Here is an 18,237-nt window from a genome sequence, read left to right as displayed (position 1 = left end):
ACGCTCCTGAATATGGATATGCACACTGTGGTGGTGGGGACGTCCGGGGTCACCGCGTCCGACGTCCTCGCCGTGGCGCGCGACGGCGCCCGCGTCGAGCTGGGCCAGGACGCGGTGGCCGCCCTGGCCGCCGCCCGCGAGATCGTGGACGCGCTCGCGGCCAAGCCTGAACCGGTCTACGGCGTCTCCACCGGCTTCGGCGCCCTGGCGACCCGGCACATCAGCCAGGAACTGCGCGCCCAGCTCCAGCGCAACATCGTCCGCTCGCACGCGGCCGGCATGGGGCCGCGCGTGGAGCGCGAGGTCGTGCGCGCGCTGATGTTCCTGCGCCTGAAGACCGTCTGCTCGGGCCACACCGGCGTCCGCCCCGAGGTCGCGCGGACCATGGCCGACGTCCTGAACGCCGGCATCACCCCGGTCGTCCACGAGTACGGCTCCCTCGGCTGCTCCGGGGACCTCGCCCCGCTCTCCCACTGCGCCCTCGCACTCATGGGCGAGGGCGACGCGGAGGGCCCCGACGGCACCGTGCGCCCCGCCGGCGAACTGCTCGCGGAGGCCGGCATCACCCCCGTCGAGCTGCGCGAGAAGGAGGGCCTGGCCCTCCTGAACGGCACCGACGGCATGCTCGGCATGCTGGTCATGGCCCTGGCCGACCTGGAGACGCTGTACAAGTCCGCGGACATCACCGCCGCGCTGTCCCTGGAGGCGCTGCTCGGCACCGACAGGGTGCTCGCGCCGGAGCTGCACGCCATCCGCCCCCACCCGGGCCAGGGCGCCTCCGCCGCCAACATGCTCGCCGTACTGAAGGACTCCCAGCTCACCGGCCACCACCAGGACGACGCCCCGCGGGTCCAGGACGCCTACTCCGTGCGCTGCGCCCCGCAGGTCGCGGGCGCCGGGCGGGACACCATGGCGCACGCCCGGCTGGTGGCCGAGCGGGAGCTGGCCTCGGCCGTGGACAACCCCGTGGTGCTGCGGGACGGCCGGGTGGAGTCCAACGGGAACTTCCACGGCGCCCCGGTCGCCTATGTGCTGGACTTCCTCGCCATCGCCGCCGCCGACCTCGGCTCCATCGCCGAGCGGCGCACCGACCGGCTCCTCGACAAGAACCGCAGCCACGGCCTGCCGCCGTTCCTCGCCGACGACGCCGGTGTCGACTCCGGGCTGATGATCGCCCAGTACACGCAGGCCGCCCTGGTCGGCGAGCTGAAGCGGCTCGCCGTACCGGCGTCGGCGGACTCGATCCCGTCCTCCGCGATGCAGGAGGACCACGTGTCCATGGGCTGGTCCGCCGCCCGCAAGCTGCGCACCGCGATCGACAACCTCACCCGGGTCGTCGCGATCGAGCTGTACGCCGCCACCCGCGGTATCGAACTGCGCGAGGGGCTCGCCCCCGCCCCGGCCTCCCGGGCCGTCATCGACGCCGTGCGCAAGGCCGGCGTCCAGGGCCCCGGGCCGGACCGCTTCCTCGCCCCCGACCTCGCCGCCGCCGACGCCTTCGTACGGGACGGGCTCCTGGTGGCGGCCGCCGAGAGCGTCACCGGGCCGCTCCGGTAGCGGACAGCACGGAGCCCCGCCGTCCGGACGTGACGGCGGGGCTCCGTGGGATCTACTTGATCTTGCCGACCTGAGCCTCGACGAGCGCCGCCGGGGTGGTGGCGGCCTTGCCGGTGCCGAGGGAGGCGAAGTTCACGGTGTAGAACGTGGCCACGGTGTTGCCCTTGCGGACCACCTCGGTGGTGAAGGTGGCCGTGCCCTCGCCGTCCATGTCGACGCCCTGGGAGAACGCGACCGACTCGTCGCCCTGGCCGGAGCCCTTCGCCTCGGCGACCTCGACGACCTTGGAGTTCTCGCCGGCCGCCTTCATGCCGTAGCCGCCGGAGCAGGCGGCGACGCCGTCCTTGACGGCCTTCACGGCCTGCTCGGCGCCGTCACCGTCGTACGACGACAGGCCCACGAACGTCATGTTGATGTCGAAGGCGTCCTCGACGCTCTCCGGGGCGGCGGTCGCGGAGGCCGCCTTGTCCTCGGCGAGGGTGTTGGAGGCGCTCGCCTCGGTGTCGCCCGGGGCCAGGGCGGCCGTGGCCCAAGCCAGCGGGTCGCACGCGGGCTTGTCCGTCTTCACCTCGGACTTGGAGTTGGGGAGCGTGTCGTCCCCGGCGTCGACCTTGTAGCCCTTGACGTCGCCCTGCGCGAGCAGCAGCTTCTCCAGCTCCGTGGCGCTCAGCGCCTTCGCGGCCTGGGTGGGGGAGGCGTTCCCCTTGTCCGTGGACTCGGAGCCGCCGGACTCCTCGCTGGAGCAGCCCGTGATGAGGGCGAGCGCAACCGCGCCCATGGCGACCGTGGCGCCCATGCGCGCCCTCGATGATCTCTTCATGGGCCGGACTATGAAGGTTTGTTTAAAGAATCGTCAAGTCAGTTCAGAAACCGTGGCGTTCCCGGCGAATCGAGTACACGACGAACCCGGCGCCCAGGGCGAGCGAGGCGGTCCCGCCCAGCACGTACGGCGTGGTGTCGAAGCTGCCGGTGTCGGCGAGTTCGACGTGGGAGACGCTCGTGGTGCCGGCGGGCACCTGCTGCGTCATCTGCGCCATCTTGGTCGCCTCGGTCACCTCGGTCGCCCCGGTCAACGGGGTCGTCTGCGTCATCTGCGTCGTCGGGCCCGACGCGGACGCGGGTCTGTACGGCTCGTCCGCGGACGCTTTCGCGGACGGGACGAACCACAGGGCGCACAGCAGCGCCCCCGCGGCGGTGGCGGTCAGCAACGGACGGCGAGCGGATGACACGGAATATCGATCCCCTTGTGGCGCTGGCGAATTGGCCGTGTGGGGCGATGTTAATGAAAGGGCCGGGTCGCGGGAAAGTCGTGGGAGCCTCGAGCTCGGCCAGGGACGTACGCTCCGACCATGAGCACTGAAGAGACATCACGGTTTGTCCGGATTCGAGTTGAACTCGTTCTGGAAGTGGACGAAGCGGAGGCCGTGACCAAGGCCGCCCTGGAGCGGATCGCCGGCGACACCGACATGCCCGACGGTGAGCGGGTGCACGCCGAGGAGGCTGTGACGGAAGACACCGCCGAGGCCCTCGCCTATCTCGTCGACCCGTTCGACCTGGTCAGTGGGGTGCCCGGGGTCGAACTCGCGCAGGCGTCCTGGTCCAGCGAGCGGATCGACTACGACCCGGATTCGCCGGACTGGGACCTCGACGAGGATGATGGCGACGAGGACGACGAAGAAGAGACGGTTGGCTGAGCCCGCTTGGGGAAATCGTGACCCCGGACGGCAACCGCCGTCCGGGGTTTCGTCGTCTCAACGGGCGCACAGGCCGAACACCAGCACCACCCGCCCCGGCGAACGTGGTGTGGCCCACACATTCCAGGGATGTGGAACGGGACGAACCGGTCGTAGCGTTGAAGATTCTTAACGGGGACTCTCGGGGTTTTGGGGATTTCGGCAACGATGGAGAAGCGTGTGATGACGGTCGGTAAGCGGCGCAGGGGCCTGACGGTCGCGTCCGCCATGCTCGGCAGCGTGCTGCTGCTCTCGGCGTGCTCCGGTGGCAGTGAAGCCTCCGCGGGCGACGGTGAGGACACTTCGCAGGCCAAGGTGGACGAGGCGGCGGCCCAGAAGACCTCCGAGGCGCAGATCAAGATCACGCCCAAGGACGGCACCGACAACGCCTCCATCAACAACTCCGCGGCCGTCACCGTGAGCAAGGGCACGCTCACCAAGGTGACGATGACCACCTCCGAGGGCACCGCCGTCGCGGGCGCGATATCCGCCGACAAGAAGAGCTGGAAGCCCGAGGCCCAGCTGGAGCGCTCCACCACCTACAAGATCGCGGTCGAGGCCGAGGACGCCGACGGGCGCGTCGCCCACGAGAACGCCTCGTTCAGCACGGTCTCCCCCGACAACAGCTTCCTCGGCTACTTCACCCCCGAGGACGGCTCCAAGGTCGGCGTGGGCATGCCGGTGTCGCTCAACTTCGACAAGGCGATCACCAACAAGGCGGACGTCCAGAAGGGCGTCACCGTCACCTCCAGCAGCGGCCAGGAAGTGGCCTGCCACTGGTTCAACGACACCCGCATGGACTGCCGGCCGGACGAGTACTGGCAGGAGGGCTCCACCGTCACGCTGAAGCTCGCGCTCGACGGTGTCGAGGGCGCCGAGGGCGTCTACGGCGTCCAGCAGAAGACGGTCACCTTCACCATCGCCCGCAACCAGGTCTCCTACGTCGACGCGAACACCAAGCAGATGAAGGTCACGCAGGACGGGAAGATCGTCAAGACCATCCCGATCTCCGCGGGTTCGCCGGAGAACAAGACGTACGAGGGCACCATGGTGATGTCCGAGATGTTCAAGGAAACGCGCATGAACGGCGCGACAGTGGGCTTCACCGACGACGACGGCAAGGGCGAGTACGACATCAAGGACGTGCCCCACGCCATCCGCCTGACCAACTCCGGCACCTTCATCCACGGCAACTACTGGGGCGCCGACTCGGTCTTCGGCAACGTCAACACCAGCCACGGCTGCGTCGGCCTGAACGACACCAAGGGCGCCGACGACAAGGGCACCGAAGGCTACTGGTTCTACACCAACTCGATGGTCGGCGACGTCGTGGTCGTCGAGAACACCGGCGACAAGCAGGTCTCCCCGGACAACGGCCTCAACGGCTGGAACATGAGCTGGGCTGACTGGAAGGCGGGCTCGGCGGTCTGATCCGCCTCCTCCCTCCACCAACGAGAAGCGGCCCCCGGGACCTGAGTCCCGGGGGCCGCTCCGTCTGTCACCGCCTGCGGACTACTTCCCGTAGTACGCGTTGTAGATCGAGACGGTGGACTTGTTGCCCTTCTTGTCGGTGATCTTCGCGTGGAACGAGATCGCCTTGCCCTTCTCCGGGCTCTTGACCTTGATCTTGCCGCCCGTGACGGTGACCTTCTTCCAGGTCTGGCCGTAGTCGTACGACACGTACACCGCGAGCGACTTGAGGTTGGCGCCCTTGGCCGCGCCCTCCACGACGACCGGGACGGTCTTCGTGTGACCCGCCACGACCCGGCTGTCCAGGCCCGTGGTGGCCGCGAAACGGACGCTGGAGGCCGGCAGCTTGGCCAGGTCGCCGCCCGCGGGCTTCTTGGACTTGAAGGTCCAGCTCGCGTCGATCCGCGTGGAGGCGGCCGCCACCTTGACGCTCCGCTTCACCGAGGTCGTCAGCTTGTACTCGGCCTCGGCGGCCGGGACCTTGAAGGCCTCGCCGAACAGCGGGTCGGCGTTGGAGCCGATCTTGGTGCCGTTGCGATACAGGGTGGTGTTCACCGAGGTGAAGTTCGATGAGCCGGCGTGCTTGGCGCCGTCGGCGAACAGCGGCAGGTACCCGTAGATGTTGTTGCCGTCGCGGTACAGGCCGAAATCGCTGTTCAGGTGCGGTCCGAAGACGGCCGTGTTGAACGTCTGCGAGTAGGTCTTGCCCGCCTTGAAGGTCTTCGGGTCACCCAGGGTGTAGTACGCGTCCGCGATCGGCCAGCCGTCGGCGTCGTGGCCGCTGTACTGCTCGAAGTCGAACGTCCACTGGACCTGGTCCGAGGTCGAGACGTAGACCGTACGGGTGTCGGGCAGCTTCTGCTCGATGAGACTTCCGATGCTGATGTCATTCGGGAAGAGGCCGATGGCCCTCAGCCCGCCGGTCTTGCCGGCCGCGGCCGCACCCAACTTGTTCTTCACCGTGGCGAGTTCGCCCGCCTTGAAGTGACGGACCTTGTCGCCCTGGAACTTCTTCACCGTCGCGCTGGTGGCCACGTCGTACTCGGCGTCGGCTCCCTTGGCCCACTGGCCGCTCCAGGTCTGCTGGAGACCGGAGACCTCGCCGCCCAGGTGAGCCACGCGGATGTTGGCGAAGCTGTCCGCGCCCAGGCCGATGCCCATCATGGCCGGGTCGTACATGTAGCTGATCATCGCGGAGTGCGGCTTCGCCTGCGCGTCCGGCACGGTGATGTCGGCCGCTTCGGTCTTCCGGGCGTCGATCGTCACCGAGGTGCTCTTGGTGACGTTCAGCTTCGGCTGGACCAGCCAGTCGACGCCGCCCTCGAAGGTGTCGAAGTCCTTGACGATCCAGGCGTCCAGGAGATAGGTGCCCTTGGGGACACGCAACGTTGTGGTGCCGGAGGCGACCGGCGGAACACTGTAAGCGCGGTCCTTGCCCAGACCTGCGTAGCCGATCAGGTCGGTGAGGTAGGTGTCGGACGGCTGACCGTCCTTGCCGATGTGCTTGACGGTGACGTCGTACGACTCCGACTCCCGCTGCACCGCCGCCGCCGTGCGGACGCTCTGGCCGCCGCCCGTTGCCGTGACGTACGCGGAGTAGGCGCCGTCCAGGGTGCCGCCCAGCTTGGTGTTGACCGTCGCGTTCACGGTCGCCTTGCCGCCCGCGGGGACGGTCACCGAGGTGGCGCTCAGCTTGAAGAAGCCCGTCGGGGCCGGCCGGCCCTTGGGGTCCATCGTGGTCGAGGACAGCTTCAGGGTGACGTCCGCCGTACCGAGGTTGCGGTACGTCAGCTCCTTGGTGACCGGGGTGTCGTCGGTGTGCGGCCACTGCTGCACGCCGAAGCTCAGCGACACCGGGTCGGCGATCAGGGTCTGCTTGATCGCCTTGTCCACCTGGATCCGGCCCGAACCCTGCTCGAACGGCGTGTACTTGCCGCCCTTCGTGGACGCCGTCAGCGCGCCCTTCAGCTCGGCGTACGTCCACTCCGGGTGCTGCTGCTTGAGGATCGCGGCGGCACCGGCGACATGCGGCGTCGCCATCGACGTACCCGAGATGGTCAGGTAGCCGGCCGGCTTCTCGCCGACCTCCTGCTCGATCAGGCTGCCCTTGGCGGACGCGGCCGTGATGTCCACGCCCGGCGCGGTCACGTCCGGCTTGACGGCGCCGTCCCCGAGCCGCGGGCCCGTGGAGGAGAAGCCGGCCAGCTCGTCCTTGTCGTCGACGGCGCCGACGGTGAGCGCGGCGTCCGCGCTGCCCGGCGAACCGACCGTCTCCGGGCCCGAGTTGCCCGCCGCGATGGCGAACAGGATGCCCTTCTCCGCGGACAGCTTGTTGACCGCCGCCTCCAGCGGGTCCACCTCGGGGGTGTCCGTGCCGCCGAGGCTGAGGTTGACGACCTGGGCGCCCTGCTCGGCCGCCCACTCCATGCCGGCGAGGATCCCGGAGTCGTCACCGGAACCGGTGTCGTCCAGGACCTTGCCGTTGAGGACCTGGGCGCCGGGCGCCACGCCCTTGAACGTGCCGCCGGACTTCGCGCCGGTGCCCGCCGCGATGGACGCGACATGCGTGCCGTGGCCGACCTTGTCCTCGGCGGTCGCCGCCGGGGTGAAGTTCTTCGAGGCGATCACCTGGTCCTTGAGGTCCGGGTGGTTCACATCGACACCGGTGTCCAGGACCGCGATCTTCACGCCCTTGCCGTCGTACCCCGCCGACCACGCCTTGGGGGCGCCGATCTGGGACACGGACGTGTCGAGCGTGGCCTTGCGGGTGCCGTCGAGCCAGATGTGCGCGATGCCCGAGGCTGTGCGGTCGCCGTTGGTCACGGCGTCCCACAGCTCGGGAGTCTCCGCGTACGGCGTCTGCACGGCGTCCGCGTTCAGGGACTTCAGGGTGCGCCGCAGGTCACCGGCGTCCCGGACGTCGGCCTTGGCACCGGCCGCGGCGCCCTTGTAGCCGACGATCACCTTCAGGCCCTTGGCCTGCGACTTGCGGGTCGCCGACTTGCTCAGCTCGGTGACGTCGAAGAGCCGCTGGTCGAGCTTGCCGGCGGCGATCAGCCGGGCCGCGTCGGCGGGTATGACGAGGGTGTGCCCCTCGATCTTCCGGACCTGGACGGGTATGTGCTTCCGCCCCTCCGCCCGCTCCAGGCCGACGACCCGGCCCTTGGCGTCCACGGCGACCCGGTCCCCCGTGATCAGGGTGATGCGGTGGTGGGCGCCGAGCTGTGCGGCGGAACCCGCCCGCTCCTGCTCCTGCTTCGCCGACGCCGGGCTGGTCATGCCGGCGGCGAGGGCGACGGCGGCCGCCGTGGCGACCGTGGCCGCGCATGCCTTTTTCACTTGTCTGCGCAAGTTTCCCCCTTGCTGAAGTACCGGGTGGATTTCCCCGTTCACCCGGCCGGGGGTGGTCCTGCACAGACGTACGTGCACCCCCCGGAATACGCAAGTATGCCGGGGGGTGATCAGTTACCTCAAGAGAACGGCTACGGACAGAACCGGCCGGATATGGCGCCGTACTGGCGGCATATCAGGTGTTCTGCGCGTTCTCCTTGACGGAGATCCTGCCCTTGCGGATGGTCGCGACGCGGGGGGCCTTTCTCGCGATCGACGAATCGTGCGTGACCATGATGAAGGTGAGTCCCAGCTCCTTCCACATCCGTTCGAGCACCTCCATGATCTCGTCGCGCATCGACTCGTCGAGGTTTCCGGTGGGTTCGTCGGCCAGCAGCACCTTCGGCTCCTTGACCAGCGCCCGGGCGATCGCGACGCGCTGCTGCTGACCGCCGGACATCTCCGAGGGCAGATGCGCGAGCCGCTCCCCGAGACCGACCGACTTCAGTGCCTGTGCCGCCCGTTCACGCCGGTCCCGCACCTTCACGCCGAGCGGGACGAGCGCCGTCTCGACATTCTCCTGAGCGGTCAGCGTGGGGATCAGATTGAAACTCTGGAAGACGAATCCGATGTTCTCGCTGCGCACGCCGGTCAGCCTGCCCTCGGAGAGTTTGGCCAGATCCGTGCCGTCCAGAACCACCTCTCCCGACGTCGGCCGGTCGAGTCCGCCGAGCATCTGCAGAAGCGTGGACTTTCCGCCGCCGGTCGGCCCCTGGATGACCAGCCGGTCCCCGTCGGGGATGGTGAGGTCGACCCCGTCGAGGGCGCGCACGGTTTCCTTGCCGCGGCTGTAGACCTTGGTGACATTTCTGAGTTCGTACATGAGGTGGCTCCTGGTGGATTGGGGTCGGTGGGGGTGGAGCGGCCGCTACTCGACCCGGCGCAGCGCGTCCGCCGGACGCAGCCGGGAGGCGCGCCAGCCGCCGAAGGCGCCGGCGATCAGACCGCCCGCCACCGCCAGACCCACCGCCAGGGCGATCGTGGTGGCGCTCACCGGGGCGGTGAGGGCCACCTCCAGCGCGTTCGACGTCTGCTGGGCACCCGGACCGCCGCCCATGCCTCCACCGGGGCCGCCGCCCATGCCGCCGCCCCCCGGGCCGCCGAAGCCGCCGCCGGTCGAGCCGAGCTGCGCCTCCAGCGTCGGGCTGATCGCCGTCACCGCGTACGCGCCGGCCAGGCCGACCGCGATGCCGAGGACACCGCCCACCAGCCCGTTGACGACCGCCTCACCGACGACCTGACGGGTCACCCGGCCCGACTTCCAGCCCAGCGCCTTCAGCGTGCCGAACTCCCGCACCCGGCGCGACACCGCCGAGGACGTCAGCAGCCCCGCGACCAGGAACGCCGCCGCCAGCACCGCCATCGACAGCCACTTGCCGACACTGCTCGCGAGGTCCGACGCCGTCGACAGCGAGCCCGACACGGTGTCCGCCAGATCCGCCGAAGTCGTCACCGTCGTACCGGAGATGTTCTTCTGGATCTGAGACTTCACGGCCTCGATGCGCTGCGAGTCCGTCGCCTTGACGTAGATCGTGGTGACCTTGTCCTTGGAGTCGCTCAGCGTCTGCGCCTGCTTCAGCGGGATGTACAGATTGGCCGAGGCGTCACCGCTCTCCGGCGTCGCGATACCGATGACCTCGAACTTCGTGCCCTTGATGGTGACCTCGGAGCCGACCTTCAACTCCTTCTCCTTGGCGTAGGCGGCGTCGGCGACGACCACCTTCGCGTTCGTCTCCGACGACTTGAACGTACGACCACTGGTGATCTTCGAGGAGGTCAGCGGGCCCAGCGCGGGCTCGGTGACATCGGTGCCGTACACCGAGTAGCTGTTGACGTCGAACTCGGCGCCGCCGCCCTCGACCCGGCCCTCGGGCATCTGCGTCCCGCCGCCGCGACCGCCCTGCCCGCCGTCGCCGTCCTGCTGGAACTCGCCCCGGCGGAACTGCCCGTCGACCTTGATGACCTGAAGGCTCAGCCCGCCGACCGCGTCCGACACACCGCTCTGCGCGCCGACCTTGTCCACGGTCGAGCCGGCCAGGGTCTGGAAGCCCTGGACCATGACCTGGTCACTGCTCTGCTCCTCGTCGGAGCCCTCGTCCCGCGCGTCGAACTCGAAGCGCGGCCGCTCGGGCCGGCTCCCCTCGGCGGGCGCCGCCTTGGTGACGGTCATGTCGGTGCCGAGCCCGTACAGCGACTCCAGGACCTTGTCCTGGGCCTTTCCCATGCCCGAGGACACGGAGTTGACCACGATGACCAGGGCGATGCCCAGCGCGAGCCCGGAGGCGACGACGAGGGCCGCCTTTCTGCGGCGGCGCAACTCGCGCCTCAGGTAGGTGAAGAACATGCGCCGCAAGCTATGGAGGGCTTGTGATGAAGGGGTAAGGCGGAAATAAGAGAAGGATGAGAAGGCTGTCCGTGACCCGTCAGCCGCCCCGCACGCCCCTGTCAGAGCGGCCGGATTTCGCCCAGCGCTGACACCGCCCGGCGCCCTGCCGGAAGCCCGCCTTCCACCGTTTCGCCGTGCTTGTGTGGGCCCATGACGGCTCACACGGTGGAATACGTCCGGTACCGCGTCCCCGAGGAACAGGCTGCGGAGTTCCTCGCCGCCTACGCCCTCGCCGCCGCCTCCCTCGCGGCGGCCCCGCAGTGCGTCGACTACGAACTGACCCGCTGCGAGGAGGACTTGGCGCACTACATCCTGAGAATCACCTGGACCTCGGCCCAGGACCACATCGAGGGCTTCCGCACCTCCGACCTCTTCCCCGGCTTCCTCGCCGAGATCCGCCCGTACATCGGCGACATCGAGGAGATGCGCCACTACCGGCCGACCGAGGTGCGCGGCACCGGCTCCGCGGTGCCGACCCTGTACGCCTGGGCGGGCGGCGCCGACGCCCTCAGCCGCCTGACCGCGGCCTTCTACGACCGGGTCCGCAAGGACGACCTGCTCGCCCCGCTGTTCGAGGGACTCGACCCGGACCACGCGGAACATGTCGCCCTCTGGCTCGGCGAGGTCTTCGGCGGCCCGCCCGCCTACTCCGGCACCCAGGGCGGCCACGACCACATGGTCGCCAAACACCGGGGCCTGGGCATCACCGAGACCCAGCGCCGCCGCTGGGTCAACCTCGTCCAGGACGCGGCGGACGACGCCGGCCTGCCCACGGACGCGGAGTTCCGCTCCGCCTTCCTCGCCTACGTGGAGTGGGGCACCCGGCTCGCGGTGTACTTCTCCGGCCCCGACGCGCAGGCCCCGGCGCCGCAGCCGGTGCCCAAGTGGACCTGGGGAGCCGCCCCGCCCTACCAGGGCTGAGGCCGGGGGTGCGGGCGGTGCCGAGGTTCAGGGCGCGGACGGTGCCGAGGCCCCGGCCCGGGTGGCGTCCGCACCCCAGCTCGCCAGCAGCCGCAGCGCCTCGGCCGACGGCGAACCCGGCTCCGGGTGATACGTCACCAGATGGTGCTCCGAGCCGTCCGTCAGCGCGAACGTCTCGAAGTTCAGGGTCAGTTCACCGACCAGCGGATGCCGCACCCGCTTGATGCCGTAACTCTTCTCCTTGACGTCGTGGGTGGCCCACAGACGCCTGAACTCCTCGCTCTTGACGGAGAGTTCACCCACCAGCGCGGAGAGCCGCGGGTCGTCGGGGTGACAGCCGGCGTCCATCCGCAGATAGCTGACGACGTCGTACGCCTTCTGGTCCCACTCCACGAACAGCTCGCGGTACTCCGGCTTGAGGAAGACCAGCCGCGCCCAGTTCCGCTCAGCCGCCGGCAGCTCGCCCCAGTCCCCGAACACGGCCGCCGCCATCGGGTTCCAGGCGACGATGTCCGCCCGCCGCCCGCTGATGTACGCGGGGACGCCGTCGATGGAGTCCAGCAGTTGCCGCAGCCCGCTGCGCACCTGCTCCGGACGCCCCGCGGACTTCTTCTTGTGCTGCTTCGGCCGCGCCAGATGCGTCAGATGCGCGTGCTCGGCGTCGCTCAGCCGCAGCGCCCGCGCGATCGAGTCGAGCACCTCCGCCGACACGTTGCGCCCGTTGCCCTGCTCCAGCCGCGTGTAGTACGCCACCGACACCCCGGCCAGCTGCGCCAGCTCCTCGCGCCGCAGCCCCGGCACCCGGCGGTGCCGACCGAAGTCCGGCAGGCCCACGTCCTCCGGCTTCAGCCGGGCGCGCCGGGTGCGCAGGAACTCACTCAGCTCGGCGCGCCGGTCCAGGCCGCCGCCTGGCTCCACGGGGGGTGCGGGCTGCTCGTTCATACGTCCAGTATTCCCGGTCGTACGCCCACCAGCCTGACCCCGCCAGTGGTAGGCACAGCAGACGTACGCAAAGCCGTGACCTGGGTGGAACGCGATCCGGGGGGCAGGCTGGAGTGGTGCCCGGGCGGAAGGCGGCCGGGCACGCGACCCCTAGGAGAACCACTCCCATGACCACTGTCGCCGCGTACGCCGCTCCCGCTGCCAAGGCGCCGCTGGAGCGCACCACCATCGAGCGCCGTGCCGTCGGCGAGTTCGATGTGCTGATCGACATCAAGTTCGCCGGCATCTGCCACTCGGACATCCACCAGGCCCGCGAGGGCTGGGGCGAGGCCATCTTCCCGATGGTGCCCGGCCACGAGATCGCCGGCGTGGTCGCCGAGGTCGGCCCCGGCGTCACGAAGTTCGCCGTCGGCGACCGGGTGGGCGTCGGCTGCATGGTCGACTCCTGCCGCGAGTGCGACAACTGCCGCGCCGGCCTGGAGCAGTACTGCACCGACGGCGGCATGACCGGCACGTACAACGCCGTCGACCGCAGCGGCGAGCCCACCTACGGCGGGTACTCCCGGCAGATCGTCGTGGACGAGAACTACACCGTCCGCATCCCCGACGGCCTCGCCCTCGACGTGGCCGCGCCGCTGCTGTGCGCGGGCATCACCCTGTACTCCCCGCTCAAGCACTGGGGCGCCGGCCCCGGCAAGAAGGTCGCGATCCTCGGCATGGGCGGCCTCGGCCACATGGGCGTCAAGATCGCGCACGCCCTCGGCGCCGAGGTGACCGTGCTCTCCCAGTCCCTGCGCAAGAAGGACGACGGGCTGAAGCTGGGCGCCGACCACTACCACGCCACCAGCGACCCCAAGACCTTCCAGGAGCTGGCCGGCACCTTCGACCTGATCGTCTCCACGGTCTCCGCGCCCCTGGACTTCGGCTCCTACCTCTCCCTGCTGAAGACCGACGGCGCCCTCGTCAACGTCGGCGCCCCCGAGGAGCCGATCTCCCTCAACCTCTTCTCGGTGATCGGCCAGCGCAGGACCCTCGCCGGGTCCTCGATCGGCGGCATCGCCGAGACCCAGGAGATGCTCGACTTCTGCGCGGAGCACGGCTTCGGCGCCGAGATCGAACTGATCGCCGCGAGCGAGATCAACGAGGCGTACGAGCGGGTCCTGGCCAGCGATGTCCGGTACCGGTTCGTGATCGACACGGCGACGATCTGAGGGCGGGGCCGGGCCGGGGGTCTGCGGAGGCTGTCAGCGCGGGCCCTCGGCCGGGGCCTCGCGGATCCACAGGGTGAGGTCGCTGCTCGTCGCCACGGCGAGCGTCCGGCCCGAGGGGGAGAAGCCCGCGGCCCGGAAGGTGGACCAGGTGGAGTGGAAGACGTGCCACCAGCCCTCCCCGTGCGGCTTGTCGTGGAACTGCCCGCCGTTCTCCAGCAGGACCCGCTCCTCCGGCCACTGAGGTGTCTCGACGCTCAGGAACCAGCCGTCCCCGGTGCCCAGGTGCAGCCCCCCGCCGTACAGACCGGCGATGTGCACCCGGGTACCGGCGACCGGGCCGAGTCCCGGGCAGGTCAGGTCGGGGGCCGAGTCGGGCGTGCTGTCCTCGAAGTCCGGCTCGCGGTCGCGGGCGATCCTCTCCCCGCTCACCGCGTCGAAGAGACCGTGCCCGTCGTGCGACACGGCCATCACCAGATCCCGCCCGCTGCCCGGGTGGACGGCGAAACCGATGCCGAGCAGACCGCCCACCGCGGCACAGGGCGCGTGACCGCTCGCCGTGTACGACCCGAACACCGGCCGCCACGGCTCCGGCGCCGGCACCACCGGCGCCGCGAGGAGCCGGTCGCGCAGCCCCCGCTGATACGTACTGGTCACTTGCGCATCGCCCCTATCCCGTCCTGCGCGGACATCACGATCTCCAGTCCTCTCGTGTCCTCGGTGGGCTCGCGCATCTGGTTGGTCATGTACGCCACCACCGACCGGGTCTCCGGCTCGATCATCACCAGCGAGCCTCCCCAGCCGCCCCACCCGCACGTCGAGCCGAACATCCCGTAGCCGAGCCCCCAGCGCGTGGGCATGCCCAGGACACGGTCCTCGCCGCTGAACTGCTCCTGCCACGCCCGCTCGCAGCCGGCCGGCGACAGCAGCCGCACCCCGCCCACGGTTCCGCCGCAGGCCATCGCCGACTGCACCAGGGCCACCGACCGGGCGTTGCCGAACCCGCTCGCGGCCGGGATCTCGGCCCGGCGCCAGGCCGGAGTGTTGCCGTCGCGGACCCGGAGCGCGGTCGCCGGGCCCGGACCGCTGGCGTACTCCTCGTCCAGGCCCGGCGGCGGAACGGCGGGCGCGACCCGTACGTCGTGCTCGGCGGGCAGCCCGATGTGGAAGTCGGCGCCGAGGGGACCCGCCACCTCCTCGGCGAAGAACACGCCCAGGCCGCGGCCGGTGACCCGCCGGACGAGCTCGCCCACCAGGAAACCCTGGGTCAGCGAGTGGTACCCGGCGGCGGTACCCGGCTCCCACAGCGGCTCCTGCGCCGCCAGCCTCGCCGTGACCCCGGACCGGTCGTACAGCTCCTCGGTGGCGAGCGGCGGATCCCAGTCGGGCAGCCCGGCGGTGTGCGCGAGCACATGCCGTACCAGCACCCGTTCCTTGCCGGCGGCGGCGAACTCGGGCCAGTACCGGGCGACGGGCGCGTCCACGTCGAGGTCGCCCCGGTCGGCGAGGACCAGGGCGCACAGCGAGGTCATGGTCTTGGTGACGGACCAGACGTTGACGAGGGTGTCCCGCCGCCAGGGCGCCGTCCGCGCCGGGTCGGCGTACCCGCCCCACACGTCCACCACGGGCTCGCCGTCCACGAAGACCGCGACCGAGCCGCCGACGTCACCGCCGTCCAGCAGGTCGGCCAGTGCCTGCGGCACGGCGGCGAAGAGTTCGTCGTAGGAGCCCTGGATGTCGGAGCCCTCGATGCCGGAGCCCTGGATGTCGCCCATACGACCATCAAGCCCGCCCCCTCCGGGGACCCGCAACCCAATTAGGGCGTGTTTCGTGGGCTGCTACACCCCCTCACCGCCCGCCCGGTTCACGGCCGCCTGGATCTGGAGCCAGCTCGGATCGGTCTCGGCGGCGGTGTCCACGGTCGCGAGGTCCTCAGCCGCCCAGGACCGGTCCCCGTCCGTGATCACCAGGTGTTCCTGCAGGTCGGCGCCGTCCTCGGGCACCTCGGAGGTGGAGGCCAGGAAGGCCGCGACGGCGGCCGCGGGCTCACCCCGGTCGGGTGGCGCCGTGCCGGACCGTACGGCCAGGAGCGTGAGGTCACCCTGTCCGTCCGCCATGAGGAGGTCACCGGTCGCGGTGGCGTCGAGCGCCGTGACCGGGGCACCGGTCAGTACGTCGTGCTCGACGGCCTCCCCGCCGTCCACCCCGACCGCGACGAGCGTGCCCTTCGGCGTGCCGATCCACAGCTCGCCCGGCCGCGGGCCGAACGCGATGTTCTGCCGCGACCAGGACCGCATCTCGGCGAGCCACTCGTCCGGGTAGGGAAAGCCCGGGCTGGGCTCGCCGAGCGGCACGGACAGCACGCGCTCCAGGGAGGGGAAGGCGAAGACGTCGACGGAGTTGAAGTAGGCGTTGCCCCTGACCGCCAGATGGCGCCCGTCCGCACTGAACACCGGCGTCCCGTAGCCGTCGGCGTCGAGGATCAGGGCCCGCCGCAGCACCCGCATCGGCGCGGGCCCGGCCTCGTCCGCGACCCGCCCGAAGATCACATGGGTGGCGCCCTGATCACTGCGCAGGGTGGCCACGAGCCCGCCGCCCGGGTGCGCCGCGACCCCGGTGTCCCACCGCGTACCGGCCCCGGCCAGCACCCGCCCCGACCCGGGATCGATCACATCGGACCGCTCCCACGAATCACTCCCGCCCTCCGGCGAGGGCGAGGCCCACAGGGACCGCCCACCGGGACTGAACGCGACATCCCGATACCGAACCCCACCCGGTGCCCCCGCGCCCGCGCTGTTCACGCCCGCCTCGGGGAACGCGGTGCCCCGGTCGCCCCCGGAGTCGGGGAACGCGACGCCCCCGGCGCCCGGAAACGGAACGACCCCGCCCTCGGCCCCCCACCCGACCAGCCCCTCCTCCGTCGCCACGACGAGGGAGGGCAGCTCAGGATGCCAGGCCGCGGCAGGCGTACGCCGCATCCGATTCCACCCCAACTCCCGCTCGTACGGCGCTGATTCGCCCCCCACGCACCCGACCTCGCGCAACCGCCCCGCGGACAGGTCCAGCACCCGCACGGCCGGCCGCTCCACGTCCCAGGCGACGGCCAGCGGCAGCAGCGGATGACACAGCACCCGCTCCACCCGGCCCCCACCACCGACGCGCCCCCGCACCACCACATCGAACTCCGTCATGCCGCCAAGGTAATCACCGGCTCCCGCCCGCCGAGCGGTCATCCCCGCAGATGGGCAAGGCTCTCCTCCGCGGCGGGATAGGCGTCCTCGCGGGGCAGCAGCAGGGCCGCGGAGTCCAGGTCCCCGCGATCGACGAGGGCGTGGACCTCCCGGGCGAGCGGTGTCACGTCGCGGATGCCGACGATCCACTCGTCCGCGTAACGCCGCACCGCCTCACCGCACAGACCCAGTTGCAGCGACCGGTACGGCAACGGCCGCAGCCGCAGGTCCCGTTCGGGATCCCACTGCACCCGCGCGGGCGCCCGCCTCAACTCCCGTTGCCAGGCGGCCCGGTCGGTGTGCAGCCCCCGGACATAGCCCGACAGGCACGCGTTCCGCAGCGCCCAGTCGAACCCGGCCCGCTCGATCTCGACCGCCAGAACGGTCTCCTGCGCCGGCTTCAGCCCCCACCCGCAGCGGTACATCATCCACAGGAACGAGGGCTTGATCCACGTCATGCGCTCCCGCTTCCACCCCGCCGGGAAGCGGCCCTCGCGGGCTGCCGGCAGGCCGATCTCCGGGGAGTAGGCCTGGTAGACGGTGATCGTGGAATCCGTGTGGGCCGCGCGGATCACGCGTTGCGGTGCGTCCATGGGAACAGCGTGCAGGCGGCCCGGTCCGGGGAGCCACCCGATTTCGGGCGGGGGCCGGGCCGGCGGCGGCGATGGAATGGGGCGGCGGTTCGATGTGTTGAGGGGAGCGGGCAGGGAGTGCCGGGGGTGTGTGGACCGGGCTGCCCGCTCCTATCGAGACGACGGACAGGGAAAGGGGTCGTGATGGCCGCGCAGACGCAGAGGGCCGTGCTGGCGGGCGGATGTTTCTGGGGGATGGAGGAACTGATCCGCCACCTTCCGGGCGTGACGGCGACCCGGGTGGGCTACACCGGCGGCGACGTGCCGAACGCGACGTACCGCAACCACGGCACGCACGCGGAGGCCATCGAGATCCTGTACGACCCCGAGCGGACCGACTACCGGGCACTCCTGGAGTTCTTCTTCCAGATCCACGACCCGAGCACCAGGAACCGGCAGGGCAACGACATCGGCCTCAGCTACCGCTCGGCGATCTACTACGTCGACGACGAGCAGAAGCGCGTCGCCGAGGACACCATCGCCGACGTGGACGCCTCCGGCATCTGGCCGGGGAAGGTCGTCACCGAGGTGGAGCCCGTCGGCCCCTTCTGGGAGGCCGAGCCCGAGCACCAGGACTACCTCCAGCGGTACCCCGAGGGCTACACCTGCCACTTCCCGCGCCCCGGCTGGCGGCTCCCCGCCCGCACCCAGGGCTGACGCGCACGGCGGGACCCGGGCCGGCGGCCGACGCATCCAGATGCCGACCGGATACGAAATGCATCCGTGGGCCGATCTGCGTCCCGCGGGTCAGGAGCCCTCACAGACAAG

The 18,237-nt window shown here is 70.6% G+C and carries 16 protein-coding genes; 6 read left to right on the top strand and 10 right to left on the bottom strand.

The genetic code is table 11. The annotated features are described in order from the left end of the window. Positions 1 to 18: 18 nt before the first annotated feature. The gene (hutH, locus tag ABT296_RS21350; RefSeq protein ID WP_351929853.1) at positions 19 to 1,557 is read left to right on the top strand and encodes a histidine ammonia-lyase; all 1,539 of its coding nucleotides are present in this window, start codon (positions 19 to 21) and stop codon (positions 1,555 to 1,557) included. A 52-nt stretch (positions 1,558 to 1,609) separates the two neighbouring features. Here hutH and ABT296_RS21345 read toward each other — a convergent pair whose 3' ends face one another. Together ABT296_RS21345 and ABT296_RS21340 are read right to left on the bottom strand one after the other, a co-directional pair. Next, a complete protein-coding gene (locus tag ABT296_RS21345) occupies positions 1,610 to 2,377 on the bottom strand; it encodes a hypothetical protein (RefSeq protein ID WP_351929606.1) in 768 nt (255 codons plus the stop codon). 43 nt (positions 2,378 to 2,420) lie between these two features. After that, positions 2,421 to 2,786, bottom strand: coding sequence for an LPXTG cell wall anchor domain-containing protein (locus ABT296_RS21340; RefSeq protein ID WP_351929604.1), 366 nt, complete (start codon positions 2,784 to 2,786; stop codon positions 2,421 to 2,423). 120 nt (positions 2,787 to 2,906) lie between these two features. Here ABT296_RS21340 and ABT296_RS21335 point away from each other — a divergent pair, with 120 nt between their 5' ends. After that, complete coding sequence (locus ABT296_RS21335) at positions 2,907 to 3,251, top strand: hypothetical protein (protein WP_351929602.1); 345 nt, start codon at positions 2,907 to 2,909, stop codon at positions 3,249 to 3,251. A gap of 207 nt (positions 3,252 to 3,458) precedes the next feature. Continuing rightward, entirely contained in the window at positions 3,459 to 4,721 is a 1,263-nt protein-coding gene (locus tag ABT296_RS21330) for a L,D-transpeptidase (protein WP_351929600.1), read from the top strand. Positions 4,722 to 4,802: 81 nt separating this feature from the next. Here ABT296_RS21330 and ABT296_RS21325 read toward each other — a convergent pair whose 3' ends face one another. The 3 genes from ABT296_RS21325 to ABT296_RS21315 all read right to left on the bottom strand — a co-directional run bounded on the left by ABT296_RS21325 (position 4,803) and on the right by ABT296_RS21315 (position 10,494). Further along, positions 4,803 to 8,039 (bottom strand): S8 family peptidase, encoded by a 3,237-nt coding sequence (locus ABT296_RS21325; protein ID WP_351929851.1) that lies wholly within the window; start codon positions 8,037 to 8,039, stop codon positions 4,803 to 4,805. A 247-nt stretch (positions 8,040 to 8,286) separates the two neighbouring features. Then, a complete protein-coding gene (locus ABT296_RS21320) occupies positions 8,287 to 8,973 on the bottom strand; it encodes an ABC transporter ATP-binding protein (protein WP_351929598.1) in 687 nt (228 codons plus the stop codon). Between the two features lie 45 nt (positions 8,974 to 9,018). Next, a complete protein-coding gene (locus tag ABT296_RS21315) occupies positions 9,019 to 10,494 on the bottom strand; it encodes an ABC transporter permease (protein WP_351929596.1) in 1,476 nt (491 codons plus the stop codon). Positions 10,495 to 10,686: 192 nt separating this feature from the next. On the opposite strand from ABT296_RS21315, the gene ABT296_RS21310 reads away from it, so the two are divergent. After that, positions 10,687 to 11,457: a group II truncated hemoglobin gene (locus ABT296_RS21310; RefSeq protein WP_351929594.1), complete on the top strand. Its 771-nt coding sequence runs from the start codon at positions 10,687 to 10,689 to the stop codon at positions 11,455 to 11,457. A gap of 27 nt (positions 11,458 to 11,484) precedes the next feature. On the opposite strand, the gene ABT296_RS21305 is transcribed toward ABT296_RS21310, so the two are convergent. After that, complete coding sequence (locus ABT296_RS21305) at positions 11,485 to 12,399, bottom strand: helix-turn-helix domain-containing protein (RefSeq protein WP_351929592.1); 915 nt, start codon at positions 12,397 to 12,399, stop codon at positions 11,485 to 11,487. 167 nt (positions 12,400 to 12,566) lie between these two features. Here ABT296_RS21305 and ABT296_RS21300 point away from each other — a divergent pair, with 167 nt between their 5' ends. Beyond that, positions 12,567 to 13,610 (top strand): NAD(P)-dependent alcohol dehydrogenase, encoded by a 1,044-nt coding sequence (locus ABT296_RS21300; RefSeq protein ID WP_351929591.1) that lies wholly within the window; start codon positions 12,567 to 12,569, stop codon positions 13,608 to 13,610. A gap of 33 nt (positions 13,611 to 13,643) precedes the next feature. On the opposite strand, the gene ABT296_RS21295 is transcribed toward ABT296_RS21300, so the two are convergent. The 4 genes from ABT296_RS21295 to ABT296_RS21280 all read right to left on the bottom strand — a co-directional run bounded on the left by ABT296_RS21295 (position 13,644) and on the right by ABT296_RS21280 (position 17,430). Then, positions 13,644 to 14,264 carry a hypothetical protein gene (locus ABT296_RS21295; RefSeq protein WP_351929589.1) on the bottom strand — a complete coding sequence of 207 codons (621 nt, stop codon included), beginning with the start codon at positions 14,262 to 14,264 and terminating at the stop codon, positions 13,644 to 13,646. Beyond that, the gene (locus ABT296_RS21290; protein WP_351929587.1) at positions 14,261 to 15,382 is read right to left on the bottom strand and encodes a serine hydrolase domain-containing protein; all 1,122 of its coding nucleotides are present in this window, start codon (positions 15,380 to 15,382) and stop codon (positions 14,261 to 14,263) included. Before ABT296_RS21290 ends, ABT296_RS21295 begins: the two co-directional genes overlap by 4 nt. A gap of 63 nt (positions 15,383 to 15,445) precedes the next feature. Next, positions 15,446 to 16,798, bottom strand: a complete 1,353-nt coding sequence (locus ABT296_RS21285; protein WP_351929585.1) for a hypothetical protein — start codon at positions 16,796 to 16,798, stop codon at positions 15,446 to 15,448. 38 nt (positions 16,799 to 16,836) lie between these two features. Beyond that, on the bottom strand, positions 16,837 to 17,430 hold the full coding sequence (locus ABT296_RS21280; protein WP_351929583.1) for a DUF4291 domain-containing protein: 594 nt from the start codon (positions 17,428 to 17,430) through the stop codon (positions 16,837 to 16,839). A gap of 183 nt (positions 17,431 to 17,613) precedes the next feature. Between ABT296_RS21280 and msrA the strand changes: the two genes are divergently transcribed. Next, on the top strand, positions 17,614 to 18,126 hold the full coding sequence (msrA, locus tag ABT296_RS21275) for a peptide-methionine (S)-S-oxide reductase MsrA (protein ID WP_351929581.1): 513 nt from the start codon (positions 17,614 to 17,616) through the stop codon (positions 18,124 to 18,126). The last annotated feature ends 111 nt before the right edge of the window (positions 18,127 to 18,237 follow it).

Source organism: Streptomyces sp. NPDC000983 (assembly GCF_040299205.1).
Lineage (GTDB): Bacteria > Actinomycetota > Actinomycetes > Streptomycetales > Streptomycetaceae > Streptomyces.
This window is presented reverse-complemented; position numbering and strand designations above follow the sequence as displayed.

Coding starts and splice junctions, on each gene's coding strand:
- hutH (WP_351929853.1), top strand. CDS start 19: ATGCACACTGTGGTGGTGGGGACGTCCGGGGTCACCGCGTCCGACGTC.
- ABT296_RS21345 (WP_351929606.1), bottom strand. CDS start 2,377: ATGAAGAGATCATCGAGGGCGCGCATGGGCGCCACGGTCGCCATGGGC.
- ABT296_RS21335 (WP_351929602.1), top strand. CDS start 2,907: ATGAGCACTGAAGAGACATCACGGTTTGTCCGGATTCGAGTTGAACTC.
- ABT296_RS21330 (WP_351929600.1), top strand. CDS start 3,459: ATGGAGAAGCGTGTGATGACGGTCGGTAAGCGGCGCAGGGGCCTGACG.
- ABT296_RS21325 (WP_351929851.1), bottom strand. CDS start 8,039: ATGACCAGCCCGGCGTCGGCGAAGCAGGAGCAGGAGCGGGCGGGTTCC.
- ABT296_RS21320 (WP_351929598.1), bottom strand. CDS start 8,973: ATGTACGAACTCAGAAATGTCACCAAGGTCTACAGCCGCGGCAAGGAA.
- ABT296_RS21315 (WP_351929596.1), bottom strand. CDS start 10,494: ATGTTCTTCACCTACCTGAGGCGCGAGTTGCGCCGCCGCAGAAAGGCG.
- ABT296_RS21310 (WP_351929594.1), top strand. CDS start 10,687: ATGACGGCTCACACGGTGGAATACGTCCGGTACCGCGTCCCCGAGGAA.
- ABT296_RS21305 (WP_351929592.1), bottom strand. CDS start 12,399: ATGAACGAGCAGCCCGCACCCCCCGTGGAGCCAGGCGGCGGCCTGGAC.
- ABT296_RS21300 (WP_351929591.1), top strand. CDS start 12,567: ATGACCACTGTCGCCGCGTACGCCGCTCCCGCTGCCAAGGCGCCGCTG.
- ABT296_RS21290 (WP_351929587.1), bottom strand. CDS start 15,382: ATGGGCGACATCCAGGGCTCCGGCATCGAGGGCTCCGACATCCAGGGC.
- ABT296_RS21285 (WP_351929585.1), bottom strand. CDS start 16,798: ATGACGGAGTTCGATGTGGTGGTGCGGGGGCGCGTCGGTGGTGGGGGC.
- ABT296_RS21280 (WP_351929583.1), bottom strand. CDS start 17,430: ATGGACGCACCGCAACGCGTGATCCGCGCGGCCCACACGGATTCCACG.
- msrA (WP_351929581.1), top strand. CDS start 17,614: ATGGCCGCGCAGACGCAGAGGGCCGTGCTGGCGGGCGGATGTTTCTGG.